This window comes from Acinetobacter sp. BMW17, assembly GCF_001592855.1.
GTDB lineage: Bacteria > Pseudomonadota > Gammaproteobacteria > Pseudomonadales > Moraxellaceae > Acinetobacter > Acinetobacter johnsonii.
On sequence record NZ_LSOD01000031.1, the window covers coordinates 1 to 25,653 of the forward strand.

The 25,653-nt window shown below is 42.9% G+C and carries 28 protein-coding genes; 6 read left to right on the forward strand and 22 right to left on the reverse strand.

The genetic code is table 11. The features are described 5' to 3' along the window. The 5 genes from AXW61_RS17225 to AXW61_RS09770 form a co-directional block, all read right to left on the reverse strand. The coding region (locus AXW61_RS17225) for a GTP-binding protein (RefSeq protein WP_017397055.1) at window positions 1–93 on the reverse strand (93 nt) is incomplete at its 3' end. Window positions 94–186: 93 nt separating this feature from the next. Beyond that, on the reverse strand, window positions 187–2,322 hold the full coding sequence (fusA, locus tag AXW61_RS09755) for an elongation factor G (RefSeq protein ID WP_062034166.1): 2,136 nt from the start codon (window positions 2,320–2,322) through the stop codon (window positions 187–189). A 130-nt stretch (window positions 2,323–2,452) separates the two neighbouring features. Then, a complete protein-coding gene (gene rpsG / locus AXW61_RS09760) occupies window positions 2,453–2,923 on the reverse strand; it encodes a 30S ribosomal protein S7 (RefSeq protein ID WP_004694929.1) in 471 nt (156 codons plus the stop codon). Window positions 2,924–3,100: 177 nt separating this feature from the next. Next, window positions 3,101–3,475 (reverse strand): 30S ribosomal protein S12, encoded by a 375-nt coding sequence (rpsL, locus tag AXW61_RS09765; protein ID WP_002050319.1) that lies wholly within the window; start codon window positions 3,473–3,475, stop codon window positions 3,101–3,103. Between the two features lie 154 nt (window positions 3,476–3,629). Continuing rightward, window positions 3,630–5,087: an EcsC family protein gene (locus AXW61_RS09770; protein ID WP_062034167.1), complete on the reverse strand. Its 1,458-nt coding sequence runs from the start codon at window positions 5,085–5,087 to the stop codon at window positions 3,630–3,632. Window positions 5,088–5,365: 278 nt separating this feature from the next. Between AXW61_RS09770 and AXW61_RS09775 the strand changes: the two genes are divergently transcribed. Together AXW61_RS09775 and AXW61_RS09780 are read left to right on the forward strand one after the other, a co-directional pair. Beyond that, window positions 5,366–6,595 carry a beta-ketoacyl synthase N-terminal-like domain-containing protein gene (locus tag AXW61_RS09775; protein WP_005400178.1) on the forward strand — a complete coding sequence of 410 codons (1,230 nt, stop codon included), beginning with the start codon at window positions 5,366–5,368 and terminating at the stop codon, window positions 6,593–6,595. A gap of 23 nt (window positions 6,596–6,618) precedes the next feature. Continuing rightward, complete coding sequence (locus tag AXW61_RS09780) at window positions 6,619–7,071, forward strand: CopD family protein (RefSeq protein WP_005011820.1); 453 nt, start codon at window positions 6,619–6,621, stop codon at window positions 7,069–7,071. A gap of 81 nt (window positions 7,072–7,152) precedes the next feature. On the opposite strand, the gene AXW61_RS09785 is transcribed toward AXW61_RS09780, so the two are convergent. The 5 genes from AXW61_RS09785 to AXW61_RS09805 all read right to left on the reverse strand — a co-directional run bounded on the left by AXW61_RS09785 (window position 7,153) and on the right by AXW61_RS09805 (window position 12,823). Beyond that, the gene (locus AXW61_RS09785) at window positions 7,153–8,259 is read right to left on the reverse strand and encodes an acyltransferase (protein ID WP_062034168.1); all 1,107 of its coding nucleotides are present in this window, start codon (window positions 8,257–8,259) and stop codon (window positions 7,153–7,155) included. A 188-nt stretch (window positions 8,260–8,447) separates the two neighbouring features. Then, the gene (locus AXW61_RS09790; protein ID WP_062034169.1) at window positions 8,448–9,890 is read right to left on the reverse strand and encodes an amino acid permease; all 1,443 of its coding nucleotides are present in this window, start codon (window positions 9,888–9,890) and stop codon (window positions 8,448–8,450) included. A 142-nt stretch (window positions 9,891–10,032) separates the two neighbouring features. Beyond that, complete coding sequence (locus AXW61_RS09795; RefSeq protein ID WP_004694941.1) at window positions 10,033–10,392, reverse strand: RidA family protein; 360 nt, start codon at window positions 10,390–10,392, stop codon at window positions 10,033–10,035. Between the two features lie 37 nt (window positions 10,393–10,429). Further along, on the reverse strand, window positions 10,430–11,527 hold the full coding sequence (alr, locus tag AXW61_RS09800) for an alanine racemase (RefSeq protein ID WP_062034170.1): 1,098 nt from the start codon (window positions 11,525–11,527) through the stop codon (window positions 10,430–10,432). A gap of 36 nt (window positions 11,528–11,563) precedes the next feature. Then, window positions 11,564–12,823, reverse strand: a complete 1,260-nt coding sequence (locus AXW61_RS09805) for a D-amino acid dehydrogenase (protein WP_004694945.1) — start codon at window positions 12,821–12,823, stop codon at window positions 11,564–11,566. 137 nt (window positions 12,824–12,960) lie between these two features. Between AXW61_RS09805 and AXW61_RS09810 the strand changes: the two genes are divergently transcribed. Together AXW61_RS09810 and AXW61_RS09815 are read left to right on the forward strand one after the other, a co-directional pair. After that, window positions 12,961–13,425 carry an Lrp/AsnC ligand binding domain-containing protein gene (locus tag AXW61_RS09810; protein ID WP_004694947.1) on the forward strand — a complete coding sequence of 155 codons (465 nt, stop codon included), beginning with the start codon at window positions 12,961–12,963 and terminating at the stop codon, window positions 13,423–13,425. An 84-nt stretch (window positions 13,426–13,509) separates the two neighbouring features. Continuing rightward, a complete protein-coding gene (locus tag AXW61_RS09815) occupies window positions 13,510–14,253 on the forward strand; it encodes a sporulation protein (RefSeq protein WP_062034171.1) in 744 nt (247 codons plus the stop codon). Between the two features lie 97 nt (window positions 14,254–14,350). Here the strand turns inward: AXW61_RS09815 and AXW61_RS09820 are convergent, their stop codons facing one another. Further along, a complete protein-coding gene (locus tag AXW61_RS09820) occupies window positions 14,351–14,995 on the reverse strand; it encodes an HAD-IA family hydrolase (RefSeq protein ID WP_062034172.1) in 645 nt (214 codons plus the stop codon). 93 nt (window positions 14,996–15,088) lie between these two features. On the opposite strand from AXW61_RS09820, the gene AXW61_RS09825 reads away from it, so the two are divergent. After that, window positions 15,089–15,856, forward strand: coding sequence for a hydroxymethylpyrimidine/phosphomethylpyrimidine kinase (locus tag AXW61_RS09825; RefSeq protein ID WP_062034173.1), 768 nt, complete (start codon window positions 15,089–15,091; stop codon window positions 15,854–15,856). A gap of 115 nt (window positions 15,857–15,971) precedes the next feature. Here the strand turns inward: AXW61_RS09825 and AXW61_RS09830 are convergent, their stop codons facing one another. The 9 genes from AXW61_RS09830 to rpe all read right to left on the reverse strand — a co-directional run bounded on the left by AXW61_RS09830 (window position 15,972) and on the right by rpe (window position 22,915). Then, window positions 15,972–16,634: a nuclease-related domain-containing protein gene (locus tag AXW61_RS09830; protein ID WP_062034174.1), complete on the reverse strand. Its 663-nt coding sequence runs from the start codon at window positions 16,632–16,634 to the stop codon at window positions 15,972–15,974. 112 nt (window positions 16,635–16,746) lie between these two features. After that, window positions 16,747–17,232, reverse strand: coding sequence for a methylated-DNA--[protein]-cysteine S-methyltransferase (locus AXW61_RS09835; RefSeq protein WP_062034175.1), 486 nt, complete (start codon window positions 17,230–17,232; stop codon window positions 16,747–16,749). 33 nt (window positions 17,233–17,265) lie between these two features. Then, a complete protein-coding gene (gene sugE, locus AXW61_RS09840) occupies window positions 17,266–17,583 on the reverse strand; it encodes a quaternary ammonium compound efflux SMR transporter SugE (protein WP_010325989.1) in 318 nt (105 codons plus the stop codon). 82 nt (window positions 17,584–17,665) lie between these two features. Next, window positions 17,666–17,983: a quaternary ammonium compound efflux SMR transporter SugE gene (sugE, locus tag AXW61_RS09845; RefSeq protein WP_005400191.1), complete on the reverse strand. Its 318-nt coding sequence runs from the start codon at window positions 17,981–17,983 to the stop codon at window positions 17,666–17,668. A 233-nt stretch (window positions 17,984–18,216) separates the two neighbouring features. After that, on the reverse strand, window positions 18,217–19,143 hold the full coding sequence (locus AXW61_RS09850; RefSeq protein ID WP_062034176.1) for a copper resistance protein B: 927 nt from the start codon (window positions 19,141–19,143) through the stop codon (window positions 18,217–18,219). Beyond that, window positions 19,130–19,423 carry a hypothetical protein gene (locus AXW61_RS09855; protein WP_062034177.1) on the reverse strand — a complete coding sequence of 98 codons (294 nt, stop codon included), beginning with the start codon at window positions 19,421–19,423 and terminating at the stop codon, window positions 19,130–19,132. The genes AXW61_RS09850 and AXW61_RS09855 overlap by 14 nt, the downstream gene beginning before the upstream one ends. Beyond that, window positions 19,410–21,278: a copper resistance system multicopper oxidase gene (locus AXW61_RS09860; protein WP_062034178.1), complete on the reverse strand. Its 1,869-nt coding sequence runs from the start codon at window positions 21,276–21,278 to the stop codon at window positions 19,410–19,412. Before AXW61_RS09860 ends, AXW61_RS09855 begins: the two co-directional genes overlap by 14 nt. Window positions 21,279–21,323: 45 nt before the next feature. After that, window positions 21,324–21,797: a hypothetical protein gene (locus AXW61_RS09865; protein ID WP_062034179.1), complete on the reverse strand. Its 474-nt coding sequence runs from the start codon at window positions 21,795–21,797 to the stop codon at window positions 21,324–21,326. Window positions 21,798–22,228: 431 nt separating this feature from the next. Continuing rightward, window positions 22,229–22,915, reverse strand: coding sequence for a ribulose-phosphate 3-epimerase (rpe, locus tag AXW61_RS09870; RefSeq protein ID WP_062034180.1), 687 nt, complete (start codon window positions 22,913–22,915; stop codon window positions 22,229–22,231). 178 nt (window positions 22,916–23,093) lie between these two features. Here rpe and AXW61_RS09875 point away from each other — a divergent pair, with 178 nt between their 5' ends. Continuing rightward, on the forward strand, window positions 23,094–23,369 hold the full coding sequence (locus tag AXW61_RS09875; RefSeq protein WP_062034181.1) for a DUF2218 domain-containing protein: 276 nt from the start codon (window positions 23,094–23,096) through the stop codon (window positions 23,367–23,369). A gap of 17 nt (window positions 23,370–23,386) precedes the next feature. Here the strand turns inward: AXW61_RS09875 and AXW61_RS09880 are convergent, their stop codons facing one another. Then, window positions 23,387–24,442: a M48 family metallopeptidase gene (locus AXW61_RS09880; protein ID WP_062034182.1), complete on the reverse strand. Its 1,056-nt coding sequence runs from the start codon at window positions 24,440–24,442 to the stop codon at window positions 23,387–23,389. 10 nt (window positions 24,443–24,452) lie between these two features. Next, window positions 24,453–25,562 carry a YjgN family protein gene (locus AXW61_RS09885; protein WP_062034183.1) on the reverse strand — a complete coding sequence of 370 codons (1,110 nt, stop codon included), beginning with the start codon at window positions 25,560–25,562 and terminating at the stop codon, window positions 24,453–24,455. Between the last annotated feature and the right edge of the window lie 91 nt (window positions 25,563–25,653).

Sequence of the window (25,653 nt, forward strand, 5' to 3'; positions counted from 1 at the left end):
TGCAGCTGTTAAAGTTGTTTTACCATGGTCAACGTGACCGATTGTGCCCACGTTAACGTGTGGCTTATTACGTTCAAACTTAGCCTTAGCCATGAGATCTTCCTTTTTAAACTACTCATGCAGGATCACTGCATGAGCACTTGGTTTTTAACTATGAATTAGTTTGGGCTTATAGTAATCGAAAGATTACTCGTCGTCACCTTTTTTACCGCCAGACTGGAATTTAGAAATGATGCCTTCAGCCACGTTACGTGGAGTTTCAGCATATTTAGCAAATTCCATAGAGTATGTTGCACGGCCTTGAGACATAGAACGCATTTGAGTCGCGTAACCAAACATCTCTGCAAGTGGAACTTCAGCTTTAATTGCTTTAGTACCGCCAGGCAAGTCATCCATACCTTGAACCATACCACGACGACGGTTTAAGTCACCCATGATATCGCCCATGTAGTCTTCTGGAGTTTCTACTTCAACTTTCATGATCGGTTCAAGCAAGATAGGATCTGCTTTCATGAAACCGTCACGGAATGCGTAAGAACCTGCCATCTTGAACGATAATTCGTCCGAATCGACATCGTGGTAAGAACCGTCAAACAATGTAGCTTTAATGCCAACAACTGGGTAACCAGCAAGGACACCATTCTTCATACGCTCTTGGATACCTTTATCCACAGCACCGAAGAATTCTTTAGGAACTACACCACCAACAACTTCTTCAGCGAACTCGTAGTCTTTACCAGCATCAGCATCCATTGGCTCTAAACGTACGTATACGTGACCAAATTTACCTTTACCACCAGTTTGACGAACGAATTTACCTTCTTGTTCAACTGACTTTTTGATCGTTTCACGGTAAGAAACCATTGGTTTACCAATGTTTGCTTCAACACCGAATTCACGCTTCATACGGTCAACAATAATGTCAAGGTGAAGTTCACCCATACCAGCGATGATTGTTTGACCTGACTCTTCATCAGTACGAACGCGGAATGATGGATCTTCCTTAGCCAAACGACCTAAAGCAATTGACATTTTTTCTTGGTCAGCTTTAGTTTTTGGTTCAACAGCCAATGCAATTACTGGCTCTGGGAATTCCATACGCTCAAGTGTGATGACATTTTTCTCATCACAAAGTGTATCACCCGTAGTAACGTCTTTAAGACCTACACACGCAGCGATATCACCCGCACGAATTTCTTCAACGTCTTGACGATCGTTCGCGTGCATTTGCACGATACGGCCGATACGTTCACGTTTAGATTTAACTGGGTTATAAACAGAATCACCTTGTTTAAGTACACCAGAGTAAACACGTACGAAAGTTAAGTTACCTACGAATTTGTCGTTCATGATTTTGAACGCAAGCGCAGAGAACGGAGCTTCGTCAGATGCTTCACGAATCGCTTTAGTTTCAGCTTTGTCGTCAAGAACACCTTCAATCGCTTTAACTTCTGTAGGCGACGGTAAGAATTCAATTACTGCGTCCAACATACGTTGAACACCTTTGTTTTTGAACGCTGTACCACAAAGCATTGGTTGAATTTGACAAGCCAAAGTTTGAACACGTAGACCAGCAACGATATCTTCTTTAGATAGTTCGCCTTCTTCTAGGTATTTGTCCATTAGCTCTTCAGAAGCTTCAGCAGCAGCTTCAACCATGTTTACACGCCATTCTTCAGCAGTAGCTTGAAGTTCAGCCGGGATTTCACCGTATTCGAACTGCATACCTTGTGAAGCTTCATCCCAAATGATCGCTTTCATTTCGATCAAGTCGATTACGCCTTGGAAGTTTTCTTCAGCGCCAACAGGGATTACTACAGGTACAGGAGCTGCACCTAAACGTGTCTTCATTTGTTCAACAACACGGAAGAAGTTTGCACCAGTACGGTCCATCTTGTTCACGAATGCTAAACGAGGCACTTGGTATTTGTTCGCTTGACGCCATACAGTTTCAGACTGAGGTTGTACACCACCTACAGCACAGTAAACCATACACGCACCATCAAGAACACGCATAGAACGTTCAACTTCAATTGTGAAGTCAACGTGTCCCGGTGTATCAATTACGTTGATACGGTGTTCAGGGAACTGTTTAGACATACCTGACCAGAATGTAGTCGTAGCAGCAGAAGTAATGGTAATACCACGTTCTTGCTCTTGCTCCATCCAGTCCATTGTTGCTGCACCGTCGTGTACTTCACCAATTTTGTGAGATACACCTGTGTAGAACAAAATACGTTCTGTAGTTGTGGTTTTACCCGCATCAATGTGCGCAGAAATACCAATGTTACGATAACGAGAAATTGGGGTTTGACGAGCCATGATTTCTTGCATTCCTAAATTTTGTTGTTTAAAACAGGCGCTTTAAGCTGACGAACAGCTTAAAGCGATTCGATGACAGTTTGGCGTAAACCAAGCTGTCACCCTCCTGAATAGGGGCTGTTTTAGTCGCTTAGAAGCGGTAGTGAGAGAATGCTTTGTTGGCTTCAGCCATACGATGCACGTCATCACGTTTTTTAACCGCTGCGCCTTTACCTTCAGCTGCATCAAGCAACTCACCAGCAAGACGTAAAGCCATAGTTTTTTCAGAACGCTTAGCAGCAGCATCTACTAACCAACGCATAGCTAGAGCAGTACGACGGGATGGGCGTACTTCCATAGGTACTTGATAAGTAGCACCACCAACACGGCGTGCTTTTACTTCAACCATAGGACGAACTTTTTCAAGAGTAGTCTCGAAAAATTCAACTGGGTCTACTTTGTTTTTTTCTTGAACGCGGTCTAAAGCACCGTAAACGATACTTTCAGCAATAGATTTTTTACCATCTTGCATTACGTGGTTCATGAATTTAGCGATTGTTTGGCTGCTGAACTTAGGATCCGGAAGGATTTCACGAGCAGCAACTACGCGACGTCTTGGCATTTTAAACTACCTATATATATGACACTTCAGGTTAATCCAGCCGTAGCACAAAGTGTCATGTGCTTTCGCTGGCCTTACTACACGTCGCTTGAATTTCACAAAATTAATGCAGAAATCAGACAAGCGAGACGATAAAGGATTGCAGTTCTAGCGAACTAAGAGGTTAATCTCGAAAGATTATTTCTTAGGACGTTTAGTACCGTATTTAGAACGAGACTGGTTACGATCTTTCACACCAGCACAGTCTAAAGAACCACGAACGGTATGGTAACGTACACCTGGTAAGTCTTTAACACGACCACCACGGATAAGAACAACACTGTGCTCTTGTAGGTTGTGGCCTTCACCACCGATGTAGCTAGAAACTTCAAAGCCAGAAGTTAAACGCACACGGCAAACTTTACGCATTGCTGAGTTAGGTTTTTTAGGTGTAGTTGTGTAAACACGTGTACAAACACCACGACGTTGTGGACAAGCCTTCAACGCAGGAACTTTAGATTTTTCAACTAAAGTCGTACGACCCTTACGGATCAACTGATTTGTTGTTGCCATTTGGCAATTCTCCCGTTAATAAAAAACCCAAAAAAAGACGACTTTTTGAGGGCATGCAATTGTAAGCTAAGACGTAAAAATGGTCAACATTTCAAACTACATGTAATGTTGACCAAATCAGGGCTTTTACAAATTTCTATCTATTTTAAATGGTTTATTTTTTACTTGAAGCATTTCGTCTTTTTGTAACCTTTTTTTCCGTCGGCTCTACCGCAGGTTTTGCTGTGACTTTTGAAGCCGTATTAGGTTCATTTGGTGCTAAAAACTCATTATTGTTCTGTGTGGTCTCTTCAACCTCATCCATTGGATATAAATCTGCAAGATCTTCTTCTATTTGTAGGGCTGGTTGCTGCGGTGCGACAGCATCATGAGGTTCAACCATTTGATCTGCGAGCTGTTCTAACCCTTGTTGAACACGCTCTTCGGTTGCGACAGGCGCTGTGACTTTGTCGGACTTTTTCTGAATTTTAACCTTGGCAATACTTTGATGACCATTTAACTCTACTTCAGCCCCAAGCTTCAAATCTGAGCTATCGGTATCTGATGTACTGCGCTGTGACAACAGTCTTGGCGAGGCTTTCACCAAAAGCTCAAGTGAGCGTTCATATGCAGTTAAAGCACTCAGACTGGTATCTTTTTGTTGAATGATATACTGGCGGGCTTGTGAAAAAACCAGTTGTGCTTTTTGGTGTACATCATCAACAAGGCGCCAACTATAGGCTGCACTCACCCCTGCACTGGCAATGGGTGTGAGTTTTGCTAGCTTATTCAGTAGCGAGAGGTTGGCAATCGACTGTCCCCATTTCAGCTGACCATCGGCATTGGTCAACCATTTCTTTAAGGCTTCAATATCATTGCTTGAACCTAAAAGCTGTTGTAACTGAGAGACATCATGGGTTTGCAAAGTACTTGAAATGGCTTTTATCGCCATCAACAAAGTTTGTTTTTCCGCAATCAGCCCAAGATCAATCTGTTTAAAAATAAACTGGACGATGTCTTGATCGGACTCTTTAGTTAAATCAAAACCATAAGAACGCCCCACTTGGTAGATCATACGTAACGACATCACCAAGGAAGCAGGGACATCTACCGTTGAGCCCACAAAGCCCGTTGCTCCAGTCAGTGCGCCCTGAAGAATAGCAATGATCTTATTTTGTTCGGACAATGCCTGACTAATCCGTTTTGAACGGTCTACATCTTGGGTCAGCATTTCTAAATCACGCACGCCCGCTTCATCTAAAACGGCATCGACCGAGCTCATACTCGAGCTAAATTGATTGAGCTGGCTAAAAAAATAATCTGCGGCTTTATCGGAAAGTTGTGGCGACACAAAATGCGCGACTCGATTTGCGTTGACATAATGACGTCCCAATAAATGACGTGATACTGTCGGCAGATGGTCTCTTAAGACTTGCTGCGGGTGTTCATAACGCTTATTTTTCGATTTTGTTTTTGTACTCGCACTATCACTAGTTGTAGCATTGGTCAGTGCTGAGGCCGTATCTGGGCTCACTTGGTTTAATATGTTTAAACCTGTATGGCTGAGCTTTTTAGCCACTCCGAAGGCATTTGAAAAGAAACCACTGCGCTGTTTATTGTTTGAATCCGCCATTCCGTACCCCGTACTTTATAATCTTACATTTCTAGCTAAATACTAGGTGTAGTACGCATTTATCTCAATAAGAATATGTGTCTTTTAGTAAAGTTGAAATGCCCTGCTCCCGATTTTAAGACAAGTCAAATTGGCATAGGATTTGCCATAAGAATTAAAAATTCTTTCTGCTATTATGATCTGCATTGAAAACATAAGAGTTGCAATTGGCTTAGAAATAAATTGTTGATTCATCTTTAAGCGCAACTCTGCAAAACCACCATATAAGGGATCTTTAAATGAAACGTGTAGTAATCACTGGCATGGGTATCAACTCATGTATCGGTAATACTTTGGAAGAAGTTACTCATGCATTACAAAACGGGATTTCTGGGACACGTTTTAACCCAACCTATGCTGAACTCAATTTTAAAAGCCATATCAGCGCTGCTGCTGAACAAGACTTTGATGGCATCGACCGTAAGCTAAAACGCTTTATGGGTGTTTGTGCCATGTATGCATACAATGCTGCGGTTGCTGCGGTTGAAAATGCAGGCTTAACAGCAGAGCAAATTGGTGGCAACCCACGCTATGGTATCGCGGGCGGTTCAGGTGGTGGTTCAACTGCGTCTGTAGTTGAAATGAAAGAATTGTTAGACACCAAAGGCGCACGTAAAGTTGGTCCGTTCTTCGTACCACGTAATATGTCGAACACAATTACAGCAAACGTTGGCGTTGCTTTTAAAATGCAAGGTGTTGCACACACCATTACCAGCGCATGCGCAACGTCTGCTGATGCAATTGGTTATGCCTATAACCTGATTCAACTCGGCAAACAAGACTTAATGCTTGCAGGTGGCGGTGAAGAAGATCATTGGTCTCAAAGCTTGTTATTTGATGCGATGGGTGCACTGTGCTCAAAATACAATGACACACCAGAAACAGCGTCTCGCCCATATTCAGCAGACCGTGATGGTTTCGTGATTGCTGGCGGTGGCGGTTTTGTAGTACTTGAGTCTTTAGAACATGCGCAAGCACGTGGTGCCAACATTTTGGCTGAAGTTGTAGGCTATGCGGCAAACTCTGACGGTGCAGACATGGTTGCGCCATCGGGTGAAGGTGCGACACGTTGTGTACTGATGGCACTTGAAGAAGCAAAACAACACGGCGTAAACAAAATTGACTATGTGAATACGCATGGTACGTCGACACCTGCTGGTGACATCACTGAATTAAAAGCAATGGAACGTGCATTTGGCGAAGGTCAAGTTCCTCCACTCAGCTCGACCAAGTCAATGACGGGTCATAGCTTAGGTGCTGCTGGCGTACAAGAAGCAATCTACTCTGTTCTAATGATGCAAAATGACTTTATTGCACCAAACATCAACGTGACTGAACTGGATGAAGGTGCAAAACCATTTGATATCGTGCTTGAAAAACGTGACGCAAAATTGAATACTGTGATGAGTAACAGTTTCGGTTTTGGCGGCGTAAATGCATGTCTCATTTTCAAAAAGTGGGAAGGCTAGGCCGCCCATTTTAGGGTGACTTGATGGATGCTCCTTCTGATGCTTTTTTGTGGGTAAAAGCATTACATATTATTGCCGTGGTGTGTTGGTTCGCTGCATTGTTCTACTTACCACGGCTCTATGTTTACCATGCCATGAGTGATGATGCCGTCAGTCATCAACGTTTCGAGGTCATGGAACGCAAGTTGTACCGTGGCATTATGTGGCCGTCGATGATTGCAACACTGATCACGGCACATTTCTTGGTGGATTGGGGTGATGCAACGCGCCACTACCACGAAGCCTTGTGGTTCTATCTCAAAGTCGGCTTGGTTGGACTGTTGGTGATTTACCATTTTGTTTGCGGTTATTACCGTAAGAAATTGATTGGGCATGCGCACTACAAGTCACACAAGTTCTGGCGCTTCTTTAATGAAATGCCGACCCTCATTTTATTTGCTGTGGTGATTTTAGTCGTGGTTAAACCGACATTTTAAAATCCCACACTTAAAAAGCCCCGATTGATTCGGGGCTTTTTAATGTCTGTAAAAAATCAACAGTACAACTCAAGATCCACGCTACGAGCGTATCCAAGATTGACGAATTTTTAAATTGAGCGGGGTCGAATAATATTTCTCAATCGCCCAACTCAAAATAAACACCGCGATAAAATAAACAGGCAACAACATCAACTTTTCAGCGGCTACAGTTTCTTTAGGGAAATACACCACTTTCATTAAGCCGAGAACAATCAAATGAAACAGATACATTTCATAGCTACGCTGTCCAATCCAGACCAAACTGCGGGCCGTGGATGAGGTAGGTTTAACTTTCGGGTCGTGGATAAAGCAAAATATGAGTAACGCCGTAAGTAAAGCAAATACGCTGATGCCCCAAGTACTCACCTCTTTGATGGGTGCATAAAAATATAAAGCGGTCATTAGAAACGATATCACAGCAACAATTACTTTTGGATTGTAAATAGAAGCTTTAAAATGTTGCACATACATTGCGGTGAGACAGCCAATGGCAATTCCATCAAAGCTAGAGAAATAATGATACAGATAAGCGCCGCTTTCCTCGCCAAAATGTAAGGCACGAAAATACGGTGCATACGCGATGACAGCGAGCAGAAAAACAATAAAACCTTTGCCACGACCAAGCCCTAAACACAGGACAGGAAATGCTAAATAGAAAACTTCTTCAACCGATAAAGACCACAATACGCCCAAGGCATAGTTCACCCAGCCGTATTCAATAATCAATAGATTCATCCAGAAGCTCAAAGCTGAAAGAACAGTCACAGCATAGGACACCTCTACGCCATTGGGCGACTGATTGATAAAGGGTTGCAATCCTAAACTTCCGAACACACTGACCATCGCAACCAATAACACCAGACACGGCATGATTCGGGCAATACGACGGATATAAAAATCTTTCAGCTTAATCTGCGCCAAAGATCCACTACGCTGTAAAGTATGCTGGGTAATCAAAAAACCTGAAATGACAAAAAACATGGTCACACCATAATTGCCGTTTCGGGCAATCAAGGTACTTAAGCTCTCACCCCCAATGGGGATACCGAGAAAGGTATCGTGTAATTTATACGGAATATTGAAATGGTGAATCAGCACCAACAGGATGGACATGCCACGCAGGATGTCAATTTTATAATTACGCATAAATCATTATTAAAATTTTAAAGTGCCTCATTAAAAGTGAAATCGCCTAATTTAGACAGCTTTTATATATAAAATCATACAATGATCTAACACTTAGTTAGAATCCATTGATTCAGCTCAAGTAAAAAAGAAAGCCCTACTTATGCAGGGCTTTCTTTCAAATATCAAAAGTACAGAATAAATGTTACTTAGTTATCCAGTTGCTGCCCTAACAGACGCTTTTTCATACGTGGTTTGTACAGCAGTTGATACGTCACGGCTAAAATAATCACCCAGAGTGGACTGATCATGAGTGCACGAAGGGTATCCGCCTCTAAACTCAAAATAATCAACGTAAAGAACAAGAAGATTAAGACCACATAAGACATCCAAACACCGCCCGGCATTTTAAAGGTCGATTTTGCATGGAGCTCAGGACGCAATTTACGGTAGCGGATATAGCACACCATAATAATGCTCCAAATACTGATGAACAGAATCACACACAATGAGCTGGCTAATGTAAAGGCTTCAACCGTGTTCGGTACAAAGTACTGTAGCGCAGCACCTGCCATGATAAAAGCACATGAGAAGAATAAGCCTTTTGCTGGCACCGCACGTTTTGATAGACGCGCTAGGCTCTGTGGAGCTTGCCCTTCTCTTGCCAAACCAAACAGCATACGTGATGTAGAGAACACGCCACTATTCATTGAAGACATCACTGAAGACAGCACCACCAAGTTCATAATGATGGCTGAAGTCGGGATACCTGCATGTAAAAATAGTGAAACGAACGGACTTTGATCCGCAGGAATTTGATTCCACGGCGTCACAGACATCACCACAAATAGCGACAAGACATAGAACAAAATGATACGGGTTGGAATCGCATTCACTGCTTTCGGTAAGTTCTTTTCAGGGTCTTTGGTTTCAGCAGCCATGGTTCCAATCAGCTCTACACCGACAAAGGCAAAGAGTGCAATTTGGAAGCCTGCTAGAAAGCCACTACCACCTTGAGGGAACATACCACCATGCGACCAAACATGACTGAAGCTTGCAACTGAACCGCCCGGTGCTTGGAAATGGCTAAACACCATAAAGCCACCAATCACGATCAGCCCTAAAATGGCTAAAATTTTGATTAAAGCAAACCAAAATTCAATTTCACCAAAGAGTTTCACGGTCAGCAAATTTAACCCAAGGACAAACAGCACACAGCCGACACTGATTAAAGCCTGCCCCATGGGAGTAAAGGCCATGTCTGGCGGGAGCCAAAAGCCGAGATAGTTAATAATGGCTGCCAAGTCCGCAATACCGACTAAGACCCAACCGAGCCAATAGGACCAACCGATATAGTAACCCGCACCCGGCCCAATCAGATCATGAGCCATGTCGATAAACGACTTATAGTGCAAATTTGACAATAAAATTTCGCCCAATGCACGCATTAGGAAGAAGAACATGGTCCCGATAATCATATAAATGATCAGAATCGAAGGACCAGCAAGAGAGATGGTTTTGCCCGAACCCATGAACAGGCCCGTACCAATCGCGCCACCAATGGCAATCAATTGCAGGTGGCGGTTGGATAATTTCCGTTGTAATTCATGCGATGGTGCATTTGCACCGTCAGCTTGTGGGGTAGTCGTCATAATTTAACATCCTGTTAAAGTCCTTTTTTGCGTATAAACCATGTTCATACAGTGCTCGTTATCCTAACGGGCGGCATTTATACGCTCATCAGCACTTCGGTTGAAACCCAAGCGCTGATATACACGGGGAGATTTTAAAAAATTAGTTTTGTGCAGCCGTCACTGCAATTTCGATCAACCAGTTTGGATTAACCAAATCAGCCTGAATCGTGGCACGCGAAGGCGCTACACAACCGTTCATCCAATCAATCCAAATCGCATTGACTGTTGAAAAATCAGAGAGATTTTTGATGTAAAGCTGAGCAGATAACAAACGTGATTTATCTGTATTTGCCAAAGCTAAAAGCTCATCAATTGTTGCTAAAATTTCACGGGTCTGACCTGCGACATCATTGTCGGTATTTTTTGGCACTTGCCCTGACAAATACACCACTTGATTAAACACAGTGACTGCACTCATGACTTCGTTGGTGTTGAATTTTTGAATGTCTGAATGTGACATAGGTCTTTCCTTGTATGAAACTGTATAAAAATAAAATTTAATCTTGGATAAAATTGACACGTGCAGTGACAGCACACATCAGCTCATAGCCAATCGTGCCTGAACCTGCTGCGACTTCATCAATGCTGAGTACAGCACCCTGTTTCGATGTACCCCACAGCACCACTTCGCTGCCAACTTGGGCTTTTGGAAGGTGAGATAAATCGACCGCCAACATATCCATGCTGACACGCCCGACCAAGCTGCTGCGTTGTCCATCGACTAAAATAGGCGTACCTGTTGCGGTAATCCGTTGATAACCATCGGCATAACCACAAGCTACAATCCCCACACGCATGTCGCTTTCAGCAATGAACTTTGAGCCATAACCGACGCTATCGCCTGCTTTTAACTGCTGAATAGCAATCAGCTCACTGCGCAAACTCATGGCTGGTTGCAAGTCCCAGTCTTGAATGGAGTGGCTTGGATAATCTGGAGAACTACCATAGAGCATGATGCCGCTGCGGATCACATCCGACTGCAACTGTTCATGGCGTAAGATGGCTGCACTATTACTGACTGAACGTGCACCCGGTAGATCATGGGTGATGGCATCAAATAACTGACATTGATGCGCAATGCCTTCACGTCCGAAACGCTCACCATCGGCATCCGAAAAATGCATCATATGGGTCAAACGTTGAACTTGAGGCAAGCTGGAAAGCTGCTGCCACACTTGACGGTATTGTTCAGGACGGAAACCTAAACGGTTCATGCCGCTGTTCATTTTTAAATAAACATCGAACTGCGCCTCTAAAGGAAAACGCGCTAACCATTCGAGTTGATATTCACTATGAATACTGAAGCTTAGACCCAACTCATGGCAGTCAAATAGGTCTTGCTCTGAGAAAATACCTTCGAGTAACAGAACTGGACCGGTCCAGCCCAAAGCACGGATACGTTTCGCCTCTGCCAAATCGAGCAACGCAAAACCATCAGCAGATTTGAACGCTTGATAGACACGTTCAATGCCATGACCATAGGCATTGGCTTTGACCACCGCATAGACTTGGCTATTCGGCATTTTAGTGCGAGCAACATTTAAATTATGCTGCAGTGATTGGCTATGAATCACTGCAGTAATTGGACGTGGCATTTTCTTCTTCCTTGAATCAATATGACCTAAAACGAATTAGGCTGCTGAAGGATAACGTTGAATCGATAGACCTTCAGTACTGATGTCTGGTTGATGATTCATCACCAAGTCACTAATGAGTTTGCCTGAACCACATGCCATGGTCCAACCCAAGGTGCCGTGTCCTGTATTCAAGAATAAGTTTTTAAAACGAGTCGCACCAATGATTGGCGTAGAGTCTGGTGTCATTGGACGTAAACCCGTCCAGAAACTTGCTTCAGCTAAGTTTCCACCTGGGAATAAGTCTTGAGTCACCATTTCCAAGGTTGCACGGCGGTCTTGGTTTAAACCGTGGTTGAAACCACTGAGTTCCGCCATTCCACCGACACGAATCCGTTGGTCAAAACGCGTAATCGCAATTTTATAGGTTTCATCTAGCACCGTAGACTGCGGGGCAAATGCAGGATCGACAATTGGAATCGTCAGTGAGTAGCCTTTGACAGGATACACAGGCAAGTTCAGGTTCAATGGTTTTAAGAAATCACGAGAATAGCTACCAAAAGCAAGCACATAGCGGTCTGCCGTCAACACTTGACCATCCACCACTACACCTTTGATCTCATCGCCTTCAACCACGAGTTTTTCAACATTTTGGTTAAATTTAAATTCTACGCCCATGTCTTTCGCAAGATTTGCCAAAGCATTGGTAAATAGGTAACAGTCACCTGTTTCATCATTCGGTAAATGTAAACCACCAACCAGTTTATCTTTGGCATAGGCTAAAGCTGGCTCAACTTTGGCTAAGTCATCTTTTAATAATAATTCGTAGTCGACACCACATTCTTTTAACACTTGAATGTCACGTTGTACTGCATCAAGCTGTGCTTCATTACGGAAAACCTGCAAAGTTCCTTTCGCACGGTTTTCATAGTGAATGCCTGTTTCTTTACGCAGTTCACGTAAGCAGTCACGGCTGTATTCAGCAACACGCGTCATACGCTCTTTGTTAATGGCATAGCTCTGTGGATTGCAGTTTTTCAACATTTGCGCCATCCAGTTCAACTGCCACATGCTACCATCAATGTTAATCGCTAAAGGTGCATGGTGTTGGAACATCCACTTTACGGCTTTAAACGGAATACCGGGTGCAGCCCACGGTGTAGAATAACCTGGAGAGATTTGCCCTGCGTTACCAAAGCTAGTTTCTTCAGCAGGACCAGCTTGACGGTCTAAAACCGTAACGCTTGCGCCTTGTTGTGCAAGGTAATACGCACTTGCAACACCGATGACACCACTACCTAAGACAATTACACGCATGACTGATCCCTTACACACACTAGTTTATTTCACTAGTATATTTTTAGGTTAATAGTTTTTTTCACTGTTTTTAACATTATAATCTAGGTAAATTGCCATTTTTGTCGCGCTAAAATTCTAAACATAGGAAATTTATAATGCGTAAATTAGATCGGATTGATCAGCAGATTTTAGACATTTTGCAGCGTGATGGACGAATTGCGATTAGTGAATTGGCCTCTCGCGTTAACCTTTCGACCACGCCGTGTTCGGAACGCGTCAAACGCTTAGAGCGCGATGGTATTATCATGGGTTACTACGCACGACTCAATCCACAACTGGTCGATCGAAACTTATTAGTGTTTTTAGAGATTAAGCTATCAGCCAAGTCTGGCGATGTGTTTGATCAAGTGGCACGTGACTTGGTCGAAATTCCTGAGGTTTTAGAATGCCATCTGATTTCAGGTGAATTCGATTATTTGGTCAAAGCCCGTTTAAAAGAAATGAGTGCTTACCGACGCTTATTGGGTGATTTACTGAAAAAACTGCCCTCTTCAGCATCATCGCACAGTTATATTGTGATGGAAGAAGTCAAAGAAAGTTTTTATTTGGACATTCGCTAACAGCTTATTAAAAATATGCATCTTAAAAATGCATTCACTTTAAATGTTTAAAACCTATCGATTCCCTATTGGAAGTTCTGCACCATGTTTAACAAACTTATGTCTAGTCTTGGCTTACAAGGCATTCAAGTCGATACTCGTTTACACTCCATCGCGCCACAAGCGGGTCAAACCATTCAGGGTGAGGTTATTTTTAAAGGTGCCGCGTCTAATAAAATTATCAACGGTATTTATTTAAAGCTCATGACCACAGCTGAAGTTGAGTCAGACGATGCTGAATACAATAGTGCGTTAAGTATTGCCGAATGGCACATTAGCGGGGCTTTTGAGTTACAAGCCCATCAGTCACATGCATTTCCTTTTTCGATTCAACTGCCCTTTGAAACACCAGTTACAGATGTGCCTTGCCGCATCAATAAAACCCGAGTGTGGTTACATACGCATTTAGATGTGGACTGGGGGCTCGATGCCACTGACAAAGACTATTTACAGATTTTACCGACACCGGCTATGCAGGCGTTTATTCAAGCCATGCAGCAATGCGGTTTTCAGTTGATGAGCGTCGATGTTGAAAAAGGTCAACTACGAGGCGATGGCTTCCACTCAAGCATTGGTTGTTATCAAGAACTTGAATTTAAACCTACGCAATTGTTCAACAGTATCAATGAAGTTGAAGTGTCCTTTGTGGCAGAGCAACATCAAACCCATGTACTTTTAGAAGTGGATCGTAAATTTCGTGGTGATGGCTTCAACAGCCTTACCATTCCCCATCAACAGGCCAATCCTGCACTGTTAGCGAATGAAATTAGACGCATGTTAGGACTTTAATTTTTAATTACTGCGCACGACTGTTTCAATATAGAAAAGTCGTGCGCAGTCGAAAAAGACGTTCTTTAAATCCTGTCCGAATTAAATACTGTCTGCGTTAAATCAAGTCCAAGATATCGGCAAAGGTTTTAATTCGTGCTTTAGGTGCGGCTTCCGTCAACTCTTGATCAGAACCATAACCGTATTCCACCGCAATGGTTTCAATGCCGTTACGACGTGCACCCAAAATGTCATGCTCACGATCGCCAACCATCAGACATTCTTCTGCTTTTAACTGCTCTTTTTCTAAAATATAAGCAATCAACTCTCCCTTATTGGTGCGCTCACCGTTCAGCTCACTGCCATAAGGATGCACGAAGTATTGCAGTAAATTGAAATGCTCTAAGATTTGACGGGCATAGACTTCTGGTTTTGCTGTCGCCAAATACAAGTGATAGCTCTGCTCGGTCAGTTTTTTTAAGGTCGGTTCAACATCGGCAAATAAATGGTTTTCATATAAACCTTTCACCGCAAAACGCTCACGATAGCCCAATAAAGCTTGCTCTGCCAAAACATCGTCCACTGCAACATTTAAAAGTTTTGCCAAAGATGCTTTTAGTGGTGGCCCAATAATCCAGTCAATGTTTAGATCTTCAGCAATGGGGTGTCCGACTTTGTTTAAGCCATAACGCGCACTGGTGGTAATGCCAACTTTCGGATCTGTTAAGGTTCCATCTAAATCTAGCAAAATATGTTTAATCACAGCTGATCCTTCTTGGGCTTTAAATAAAATACTATCGAGAGTTCTGCTAAAGTTGCCTATACTATCGCAAATTTTCGCAACAAGGATATTTCTGTGCGCGCAACCGTACTGTGCTTTTCTGGTTTAGACCCTTCAGGTGGTGCTGGTTTACAGGCCGATATCGAAGCGATTGGTCAAAGTGGTGCGCATGCAGCCATTGCGTGTACAGCACTCACTGTTCAAAACTCGCAACAAGTGTTTGGCTTTGAAGCGACGTCAAAAGAATTGCTGTTAGCTCAGGCGCACGCTGTTGTCGGTGATTTACCGATTAAAGCCGTAAAATCTGGCATGTTAGGCACCACAGATAATATTGCAGCACTGGCTGAGTTTCTACGTGAACATCCTGAGTACAATTATGTGCTCGACCCTGTTTTGGTGGCCAACAGTGGAGGTTCACTGGGTGATCAAGCCACCTTGGTCAAAGCTTTTGTTGAACTGATCCCATTGGCGGACATTATTACCCCAAATACAGTTGAATTACGGGCGTTAACGGGTCTCGATGACTTAGACGCCGCGACACAAAAACTGTTTGAAATGGGTGCCAAAGCGGTACTGGTCAAAGGTGGTCATGAAGACACACCTGACTATATTCGTAATGCCCTGTTTGTGAATGGCGAGCTCATTTCTGAAACTCGCTGCCCGCGTTTAGCAGGCGAATATCACGGTTCAGGTTGTTCGCTGGCGAGTTTTATTGCAGGTCGTTTGGCGCAAGGTGACAGTGTTAAAGTCGCAGTACATCATGCCGAAACATGGCTCTTTGGTGTATTAAAACAGGCAGAAACACCTGTTGAAGGCGGTCAAAAAATTCCAAAGCGTTTTTAAGTTAGAAAAAACTGCAAAGGTAAAAGCCAGTCCATTTCTTCATGGACTGGCTTTTTTTAAATTCTAGATTTTATTTTCGGCACAAAATGAATGAGTCAGCTTTGAAATGGAGTATTTAACCATCTTGATGGCGTTGTTTTAAATGTGCGACATGCTCACGGTTGGTTTTCCATGACTTTTCTAACACTTCTTTTTCAATCCGAAGCTGAATCCGTTTCAGTTTCATCGCTGGAATCACTTCTGTTTTAAAGGTCTTAATATAATCGACCCATGCTTTACCTCTAAATACCGTACTGGGCATTGCAGTTTTGAACTCGCATTCAGGCATAAACACCACAGCAGAATGGATATAATCTACATCGACAATATCTTGCAACACACTTTGCAGTACTTTGACGTGTTTATAATTTTGATGCAGCGGATTTTGAAATTTAAAGCTCTTTTTATAAATTTTCTGCGTCCACATCTTTTGTCGTTCACCACCAAAAATCCATCCCTTATAGTTTTTGGTTTCAATCACAAAAACACCAAAGGGGCTCAATACAATATGGTCAATTTGAGTCGTTCCGCCCTGCTCATCAGGCAAAGTCACATCGTTAATTAAAGTATAACGCTCATCCAAATATAATTTTACATGCGCTTGAACCGCGAACTCGCCAAACTTTCCTTTCAGATAGGGCTTAAACACTTTTAAAAGACCAATCCCGAACAAGATCAGCAACATCCACCACAGCTCTGAAAACACATTCCCCACAATTTGACTTATCATATTATTCATCGTTATTTGAGTTAAAGACACGATTCTTTAAAAGAATACAGATTAAAAGACAAAGTACTGATTTTTAAATTATTAAACTAGAAATACGAGCTTTAAAAAACCGAAAAAGAGCTTAATTCACAATTTTCTCAAGCTTGAGTAAAATATCTTTATTGTCCAGACCACCTGCAAAGCCGACCAATTTTCCATTCGCACCCACAACCCGATGACACGGCGCAATAATTGAAATCGGATTTTTACCATTGGCTGCGCCCACTGCACGAACAGCTTTGACATTGCCAATCTGTAGCGCAATATCTTTATAGCTTCGGGTTTCACCAAACGGAATTTGTAATAAAGCCTGCCAAACTTGCTTCTGAAAATCTGTCCCCTCAAAATCCAAAGGCAAATCAAAATTTTGACGCTTTGCCGTAAAATATTCGCTCAACTGTCGTTCAGTTTCCAGCAAAATCGGATGCTGATTGTGTTCAACCAACTCAGCTAAACGTACCCGTTTGGGGTTTTCATTTTCCCACAATACAGCAACCAAGGCTTGATCATGTGCCACCAGTCTCAGTACCCCGACAGGAGATGGCATATATTTAAAAAATAAGTGCATGCTTCACCACAAAAATTGTCTATGTATGCAATATTATGACGATGAAAGTTTCATCAGTACAAGTCCAGAAATGATTAAAACTGCTGCGAGCATCCGCATGGCATTGGCGGGTTCGCCCAAAATCAAAATCCCAACCAAAAATGAACCAATCGCGCCAATCCCTGTCCAAACAGTATAGGCCGTGCCCAAAGGTAAGGTCTTCATGGCATAAGACAACAGCGCAAAACTAGCCACCATAAATACAAGGGTTAAAATACTCGGCGTCAGTTTAGTAAAACCATCCGATACTTTCATCGCATAGGCCCAAACCACTTCGAGTAAACCTGCAACTATTAAAATCACCCATGCCATAAGCAATACACCTTTTATTCAGAGCAGAAACAACAAAGCTTCAAACGAAGGATCGCTTGAAGCTCTACATATTTGAATGAATTTAGCTGGATGAGAGTTTCATCAAAATCAGGCCCGATACAATCAGCACCGCAGCAAACATCCGCATAGCAGTTGCAGGCTCACCTAAAATAAAAATCCCCACCAAGAAAGACCCAATCGCACCAATTCCTGTCCAAATGGTATACGCGGTCCCTAGCGGCAATGTTCGCATTGCATAGGCCAGTAAACCAAAACTTAAAATCATGAATACAATGGTGATGATGCTGGGTGTGAGCTTGCTAAACCCTTCGGACAACTTCATTGAATATGCCCAAACGATTTCAAACAGACCCGCAAAGATAAGAAAAACCCAAGCCATGCTACTGACTCCTCTTTACTAGAGTCAGGCCGTCCTGACGAATTTTCTCAATATGAGGGAGGTCGTTCCTCCTAAATATGCCTCAAATTATAGCAAAGAGTGCACCAAAATGAATTATTTTCACAATTAGAAATCATTAAAGTGCAAAAAAGAGTGATCTGAACCAGCAGGTCACTCTTTCAGCACAACCTTAGTGCAATCTTAGATATTCACTTTAAACCTAAACGTCCGACTTAAAACTTAAAGCGAATACCCATTCCATACTGCCAACCTTTCTCTTCGTCACTTTCAGCCTGCCAAGCCGTCGCTTCATTGCCTTTGCTATATTCATAGGCAATGTCCACATAAGGCATGACTTTTTTGCTGATTTCATAACGCGTCTCAAGACCGACAGCTGCATTACTAAGGCCTGATTTTTTGGCATATTTAGAGTCATCACTGAAAATAATATTCATATCTAAATAAGGTTTAAAAATTAGCTTTTGGGTCAGTAACAAGTCCCGCTCGGTTTCTAAACTAAACGCAGTATAGTTGTCTGCACCAGCATATATGTAGGCATCGGTTTCAAAGAAATACGGCGCTAAACCATGTAAGCCAAGCACCCCATCCACTTTTTCTTCCGTATCCCATCCCTGCTGTTCACGCTCCACTTTTTCAGCTCGGTAACGTGCACCCGCCTGTACATCCCAAAAGTCTGAAATCATACGGCTATATAGCACTTTGGTATCATACTCAGCCTTATGCGATTCCTGCTTATCTGCATGTACTTTGATAAACAACTTATTTTCATCTGTCCCGATACGGGTTTCAAACTCAGACTTTAAACCTCCATCGCCATCTTCATTCAGTAACCATTTGTTATCGACAGTAGTGACCGCATAAATTTGCGCACCGTGCTCTTTGCGGTGATCATGCGTATGTGCTGTTGAATCATGATTCATCTGTTGCACATGGTGTGCGCTAGACTGTGGAACAGCTTGAGTTGGAGTAGTCATCGCCTGATGCTGTGTATGTTGTGACATCACGGACTCAGTTGTCATGGACATATTTGCATTTGCTTCAGCAGGCATATGATGCCCTTCATGCGCCATAACCGTAGCACTCATCAACACGAAAGAACTGCTCAATATGCTTTTTGAAAAAAGATTAATGGTGCGCATGATGATCTCCTTTCTGAACCTTCGACTGCTTGCTTGGTTGAGTCTGAGCTTGCTTCTCCGATGAAGGCAGACCAACCGCATTTTTCTGTTTCTGCATCTGAGCATGTTCATCGGCACTATACTGATGATGCTCATGTGCCATTTCTTTGGACTGATCTTGGCTTGTAGATTTGGCTTTTTGTTTTTCATGCTGTGCATGAGATTCGGCAGCCATGGCTAACGAACTCAATAAGACACTAAGAGCTAAAGTAAAACCTGAAAAAAGATTAGTGATGCGCATGTTCATCTCCTTTTGGTTCAGCTTGAGCTGCTGTTTTTTGCTCTTGAATTGGGGTGGTTGACACTTGACTATCACTCACATTGGCCACAATCAGTTTATTCATCATGCCTGAGCTCATGTGGTAAAGCAGATGACAGTGAATGGCCCATTCGCCTAACTCATCTGCGGTCAGTAAAGCGGTCACTGTTTTGCCCGGTGGCACAATCAAAGTGTGCTTATTCGGCATATCAACGGCAGCTTGTCCATTTTCCAGTTGCATAAACATACCGTGCAAATGCATCGGATGCGCCATCATGCTGTCATTGACAAATTTGATCCGAATACGCTCGCCGTACTTCACTTTCAACGGTTCAGCGTCGCTAAATTTTTTCCCATTGATGGTCCACAAATAGCGTTCCATAGTTCCACCCAAACGAATCACTAACTCGCTCGTCGCTTCACGGGTATCTTTTTGAGGCTCTAAAGATTTCAGATCGCTATATTGCAATGCCTTATCACCTTTAGGCGTAGAGGCATTCGCCCACCCATACACTGGTGTAACAGCTTCCTGTACCGAACTTGCTGTCGTATTCTGTTGCGCATGACCCATCTGTGTATGATCCATCTCAGACATGGTCTCATGATTCATCTTTGAATGATCCATACCAGCCATCGCCGCATGATTCATCTTCGAATGATCCATTTCAGGCATCGCTTCATGACTCATCTTTGAGTGATCCATTTCAGGCATTGTTTCATGGTTCATCTGTGAATGATCCACACCTGAATGTTCTGAGCCGTGCCCCATATCTTCCATGGTCAACAATGAGCGTGGACGTGGCTCAGGCATATGTATACTCTGTGCCATTGGAGTCAACTCATTGTGTAAAGTTCCAATGGCGTAGCCTGAACGGTCAATCGACTCTGCTTCAATTTGATAATGCCCTGCTTTCGGTTCCACAATCACATCATAAGTTTCAGCAGTTCCAATCCTGAACTCATCCACAGGAACGGGTTTAACAGGCTGACCATCTGCACTGACTACCGTCATTTTTAAGTGAGGAATACGGATATCAAAAAAAGACATGGCTGAGGCATTGATAAAACGCAACCGAACCTTCTCGTTCGGCTTAAACATACCTATCCAGTTCTGCTCAGGCGTTTTACCATTAATGAGGAAGGTATAACCCGTAACATCCGACAGATCCGTTTTTAGCATGCGCATTTGGTTCCACATGGAACGGTCTTGCCACGCGGCTTTTAAGCCCTCACGCTGTACTTGTTTCCACACGTCAGCAACGGTTTCACGCTGATTTTGATAATATTCGGCAGAAATCTTCAAATTCTTCTGAATTTGTTCACTACTCTGCTCATGGAAGTCCGACAGCATCACCACATAGTCACGCTCTGCTTTTTCATGCTGAGCTAAAGGCTTTTTGTCTTTGGGATAAATAACCAATGCGCCATACAGCCCATCTTGTTCCTGTCCTTTAGAATGCGCATGGTACCAATAGGTGCCACTTTGGCGCACTTTGAACTTATAGACAAATTCGCTCTTCGGCTGAATACCATTAAACCCGTTAAAACCTGGTACACCATCCATCAGCCCAGGTAAAAGCAAACCATGCCAGTGGATCGATGAATCCTGTTTTTTGAGGTTATTTTTAACCCGAATGACCGCATCATCGCCCTCCTCAAATTCAAGCAAGGGAGCTGGAAACTGTCCGTTGACACTAATCCGCTTGAGCGACTTACCGGTTAAATTGACGGGACTTTCATCAATCACCAATTGGTATTCTTTGACTGCGGCAAAGCTCCAAGAAGATGACATCAGACACACCCCAAGGATGAGGCTTTGTTTAAATTGAATAGACATGACTAAATCCTAATAATTTTAAAAATAAAGTTTTAAAAATCAGGATTAGGCTTTGGGAGGACGTAGAATTTCTTGCCAATAGCCCACTAAATGTTGAGCTTGATAGCGAAAATGGGGGGATGATTGTGCTAAAGCAGCTTCAAGCTGAACCACTGCAAGCAGTTCAGCCTCTAAAAGTGTCAGCGTTGTTTGGCAGTGATACTGTGCACACTCCTGACACTGAACTTGCTTATTTTGCAGCATATCCGAAGCATGACAGTTGCTCTTCGCTGTTATGTCGGTCTGAGCCATATGCATTTGATGTCCAGAGACTGGACTCAATGATTTCGTTTGATGACAGTCGGGCATGCTTTGCCTGCCTGTTGCATGCGCTGAACTTTGCTCACTGGTTGCAGTCTGCGTACTTAGTTGCATCATTTGATGCATCGGCGCTGCCGAAGCTTGGGCAATACCACTCCACCCCATTACCAAAGTAATGAGTAAGACAAACCAAGAATGTGTCTTGAGCAATGAACGCACAATCAATCCTATTTAGTCAGTGAAGAATGATATCTCAACGCAACAAAACGCTCTTTGCATGTAAATGCCTGACCTTTTGTTGCTGATCCCAATCAACAGGATAAGCAAAGAATGGCTTATACACAAGTTTATAAATTTAAATTCAATTACTGCGACAGTTTAGCGCCTACGCAGACTTAAACAATAAAGTTATTTTTTAAACAGGGCCATTTTTAAGTAAAGATGAATAAAGCATCAGTAACAATCAGGCTTTCACAGCATAAAAAAGGACTCAAATGAGTCCTTTTTATACATTTAACGTCTAAATACTAAACCATTGCTGTGTAAACGTTTGAATATTAATCAAGTTATCCATATCGTTATCAACATAGATATCCACCAGTTTATCCATAAAGTTATCCACAACCTGTATAGCATTTATACCTATGAGCTTAAACCTTTACCGCACCCACTTTTGCAAGCTCTGCACGCATATCATCAATCACAGCTTTATAATCTGGTTTTCCAAAAATAGCTGAACCAGCAACAAACATATCTGCACCCGCTTCTGCAATCTCGCGAATATTTGCAGGTGACACACCACCATCCACTTCTAAACGAATATCACGCCCTGAAGCATCAATAATTTTGCGTGCTTCACGTAGTTTGTCTAAAGTCATCGGAATAAACTTTTGACCGCCGAAACCAGGGTTCACACTCATCAACAAAATTTGATCGACTTTATCAAGCACATAATCTAAATAATGTAACGGCGTTGCTGGGTTAAAGACCAAACCCGCTTTTGCACCGCCTGATTTAATCAACTGTAAAGAACGGTCGATATGGTCAGAGGCTTCTGGATGAAAAGTAATAATGTCCGCGCCTGCTTCTAAGAAGTCACCAATCATGCGATCGACAGGTTTTACCATCAAATGCACATCAATTGGGGCTTTCATGCCGTAGTTCTTAAGTGCCTTACAAATACCCGCACCAAAAGTCAGGTTTGGCACATAGTGGTTATCCATCACATCAAAGTGAACCACGTCTGCACCTGCTGCAAGTACATGTTCAACGTCTTCACCTAAACGGGCAAAGTCAGCAGAGAGAATAGATGGTGCAATTAAATAAGGCTTGGACATGCGTGTACCTGGCTTATACAAAAGGGAATAAAAGCATTATAGCAAATTCAGCTTTTGAACTGGGACTTGTGAAAAAAGAAAGCGCTAAGCTTTCTAAATTTGCAACGTAGCGTTGCAACATTCAACTTTTCATTTGGCTTGAAACTGTTATGGTAAGTGATCAATCGACGAGGTAAATATGAAAAGTACTGCGGATATTGTCACGACAGATGCGGCTCGAATTGCAAAACGACTGGTAAATCACTGGAAACATAAGTTTGAAATCGAACAAAAACCCAGTAGTTTTACCATTATCATGCCTGAAGCCCGCGTACAGTTAGGCCCTCAAGCCGAACATTTACATGTCAGCATTGAGGCGAGTGAAGAGAAACTGAGTCACTTAGAGCACGTAGTCTTAGACCACCTGATCCGTATGGGACAAACGCCACTCACGGCAACATGGACACAAGTTTAAGTCAGCGGCTGAATGAATTAGTTTGATAACCGTTGCTGTTTGTTAAATTGGCGAATAGCCGCAATACGCTCTTGAGTCGCAGGGTGACTTTGGAAAAATGAACCAATGCCACCATCCTCCTCTTCTTCGGACTTCCCTTGCGGCTGCTTTTCTTCCTCTCCGGCACGTGCATCATCTTCCATACGCGCTAAAAAGTTTGCCAAATGTAAGCTGGAGATATGGTTTTTATCCAGCACTTGCATGGCATACAAGTCTGCATCACTTTCAAAATTGCGTGAATAACTGGCACCAACCAAAGCCACGGGCAAAGTTGTAAATAAGGCCGAACTGTCCCCCGTCACCGCAATCAATAGCACACTAAAACCTAAACTGGATAAGGCTTGCTGTAAGCTATGTCGCTCGACCAAGTGCCCTTGCTCATGTGCTAGAACGCCAATAATTTCATGATCATCTTTGGCTAAATTAACCAGTTCATCGGTCAGAATAATGGTGTTGTTTGGCAGCGCTAAAGCATTCGTTCCAATTTGTCCACCTGCACGAAACAAGACTTTCGCAGGCTGACCATTGGCCACCACATCTTGATAGCTTTGTATAATTTGCTTTTGTCGCGCCAGCGGTAGGGTTGAAGGTTCAGTTAGGTCGAACACTTGTTCTTGCGCTTCATCACCAAGTTTAGAGATGGTATTCGCAGGCAATTGCATCGCAACATAATTCGCTGCACCCGGAATCCCCCATTTCAAAAATGCAAAAATAAAAGCGGCAACAAAGACCAGACTAAATAAAATAAGACTGGGTGAGCGCTCCAACTTCCAGATGGAATGTTGCACACGCTTTTTGTCGAGTTCAAACCACTCAGGCAGCATATGCGGAAATTCAATCCGTGCATCATCTTTCAGCTCAACCACAGGTCGAATCTGCCCCAATGCCCCAATCAGCTGCATATCAGCATAAGCATAACGACGACGCTGCTGGTTATAACAAATCAAAACCGTTTCGTGGTCAATTGGGGCAATCGTCGCGGGATACGGTTTTGAAATGTGCCCATCGTAAAAAGTGATGTCTTGTGCCTGCATTTAAGCCTCGTTACAGTGAAATATCGATGTCAAAAATATCACTCAGCTCTTCCACAATCGCATTCGGATCATCTTGAGCCAAGTTATACATCCGATCTGGATCATTCTTTAAGGTTAAAGTCAGTGACTCAATTTGATACTGATACAAACGTACTGCGGCCCATGCCGACAACAAACCAAGCGAGAGAATTTTTAAAATCCAGTTGGTCATCACGATCCATGCATAATGCAACTGGCCACAATCCGTCTGGAAAGAACTCCGCCCTAAAGTCGCCTTATTCCATGTGGTAATAAAAATACGCGCCATCATCCACGGCCAAATCATAAATGCCGTGATCATATAAATGGCGACAAAGATCACACTAACCTGCGCAGCAGAACTACTTTCAACATTGAAGTTAAAGGCTACAAAGAGCACTAAGGCAAAGAGTACTCCCATAAATAAGAACACTGGGATATACATGGCACGCATATAGTCGGCCCACTCAGCATTGAGCTCAAAACGCAGTTGACCAAGTTGTAAATTATCAAAACTGTATTTTTTGAAATACCAAAGCAAAACTGGAAAAAAGACACCAAAAGTGAAAATAAAAATCAAAATGCCTTTCAAAGCCAAGATATAAGCTTCTTTAGTGCTGCCCGTAAAATGAAAGCGGCTATTGCCAAACTTACTATTCCGCGCTCGGAAGCGAATGGTTGAACGCACCAACCACGGCACAAGTAGAAATATGATGAGAAAACCGATTAACGAAGCTTGCCAAGACACTTGTGCTAAGGCTGAGGCACCAAAATATATCCCCAAGGCAATAATCCGACCGATTAAAATCCGTGTTGGCATCCCTGTAAAATCAAATTTTCGACCATAAAATACGGTGTTAGCATAAAAATAGCGTAAGCGGCGTACCTTCGCCCAAGGGGCATATAAAGTCAGCGTCACAATGGTCAACAGGATATTCACAATCCAAATGCCAAAGTACTCTCGGGCATTACCACGGAACTGGAAACGAAAGGTCTGCCCCAAATAGGCGTTTGGCTCATCCGTGGGAACGGCTGGTGGAGGTGGCCAGCTTGCTTCAAAAGAAGCCTCTACAGGTGGCAAAGATGCCTCTGAATTTTGCATGTATACCCTATCTATTATTTTACTGTTTTATTTTTTAAGAACAAAAAATCAATCACCCAACCATGTTAATGCCAGTGCTGGATGATTTCTA

Bases quoted from the DNA above. Each gene is read 5' to 3' on its own strand.
- AXW61_RS09770 (WP_062034167.1), bottom strand. From the start codon at position 5,087: ATGGCGGATTCAAACAATAAACAGCGCAGTGGTTTCTTTTCAAATGCC.
- AXW61_RS09805 (WP_004694945.1), bottom strand. From the start codon at position 12,823: ATGCGTGTAATTGTCTTAGGTAGTGGTGTCATCGGTGTTGCAAGTGCG.
- AXW61_RS09815 (WP_062034171.1), top strand. From the start codon at position 13,510: ATGTTTAACAAACTTATGTCTAGTCTTGGCTTACAAGGCATTCAAGTC.
- AXW61_RS09810 (WP_004694947.1), top strand. From the start codon at position 12,961: ATGCGTAAATTAGATCGGATTGATCAGCAGATTTTAGACATTTTGCAG.
- rpe (WP_062034180.1), bottom strand. From the start codon at position 22,915: ATGTCCAAGCCTTATTTAATTGCACCATCTATTCTCTCTGCTGACTTT.
- AXW61_RS09880 (WP_062034182.1), bottom strand. From the start codon at position 24,442: ATGCAGGCACAAGACATCACTTTTTACGATGGGCACATTTCAAAACCG.
- sugE (WP_005400191.1), bottom strand. From the start codon at position 17,983: ATGGCTTGGGTTTTTCTTATCTTTGCGGGTCTGTTTGAAATCGTTTGG.
- fusA (WP_062034166.1), bottom strand. From the start codon at position 2,322: ATGGCTCGTCAAACCCCAATTTCTCGTTATCGTAACATTGGTATTTCT.
- AXW61_RS09830 (WP_062034174.1), bottom strand. From the start codon at position 16,634: ATGAATAATATGATAAGTCAAATTGTGGGGAATGTGTTTTCAGAGCTG.
- AXW61_RS09780 (WP_005011820.1), top strand. From the start codon at position 6,619: ATGGATGCTCCTTCTGATGCTTTTTTGTGGGTAAAAGCATTACATATT.
- AXW61_RS09850 (WP_062034176.1), bottom strand. From the start codon at position 19,143: ATGCGCACCATTAATCTTTTTTCAAAAAGCATATTGAGCAGTTCTTTC.
- sugE (WP_010325989.1), bottom strand. From the start codon at position 17,583: ATGGCATGGGTGATTTTAATAGTTGCAGGTTTACTCGAAGTGGTTTGG.
- AXW61_RS09785 (WP_062034168.1), bottom strand. From the start codon at position 8,259: ATGCGTAATTATAAAATTGACATCCTGCGTGGCATGTCCATCCTGTTG.
- AXW61_RS09795 (WP_004694941.1), bottom strand. From the start codon at position 10,392: ATGTCACATTCAGACATTCAAAAATTCAACACCAACGAAGTCATGAGT.
- rpsL (WP_002050319.1), bottom strand. From the start codon at position 3,475: ATGGCAACAACAAATCAGTTGATCCGTAAGGGTCGTACGACTTTAGTT.
- alr (WP_062034170.1), bottom strand. From the start codon at position 11,527: ATGCCACGTCCAATTACTGCAGTGATTCATAGCCAATCACTGCAGCAT.
- AXW61_RS09885 (WP_062034183.1), bottom strand. From the start codon at position 25,562: ATGCAAAATTCAGAGGCATCTTTGCCACCTGTAGAGGCTTCTTTTGAA.
- AXW61_RS09860 (WP_062034178.1), bottom strand. From the start codon at position 21,278: ATGTCTATTCAATTTAAACAAAGCCTCATCCTTGGGGTGTGTCTGATG.
- AXW61_RS09775 (WP_005400178.1), top strand. From the start codon at position 5,366: ATGAAACGTGTAGTAATCACTGGCATGGGTATCAACTCATGTATCGGT.
- AXW61_RS09855 (WP_062034177.1), bottom strand. From the start codon at position 19,423: ATGCGCATCACTAATCTTTTTTCAGGTTTTACTTTAGCTCTTAGTGTC.
- AXW61_RS09835 (WP_062034175.1), bottom strand. From the start codon at position 17,232: ATGCACTTATTTTTTAAATATATGCCATCTCCTGTCGGGGTACTGAGA.
- rpsG (WP_004694929.1), bottom strand. From the start codon at position 2,923: ATGCCAAGACGTCGCGTAGTTGCTGCTCGTGAAATCCTTCCGGATCCT.
- AXW61_RS09790 (WP_062034169.1), bottom strand. From the start codon at position 9,890: ATGACGACTACCCCACAAGCTGACGGTGCAAATGCACCATCGCATGAA.
- AXW61_RS09875 (WP_062034181.1), top strand. From the start codon at position 23,094: ATGAAAAGTACTGCGGATATTGTCACGACAGATGCGGCTCGAATTGCA.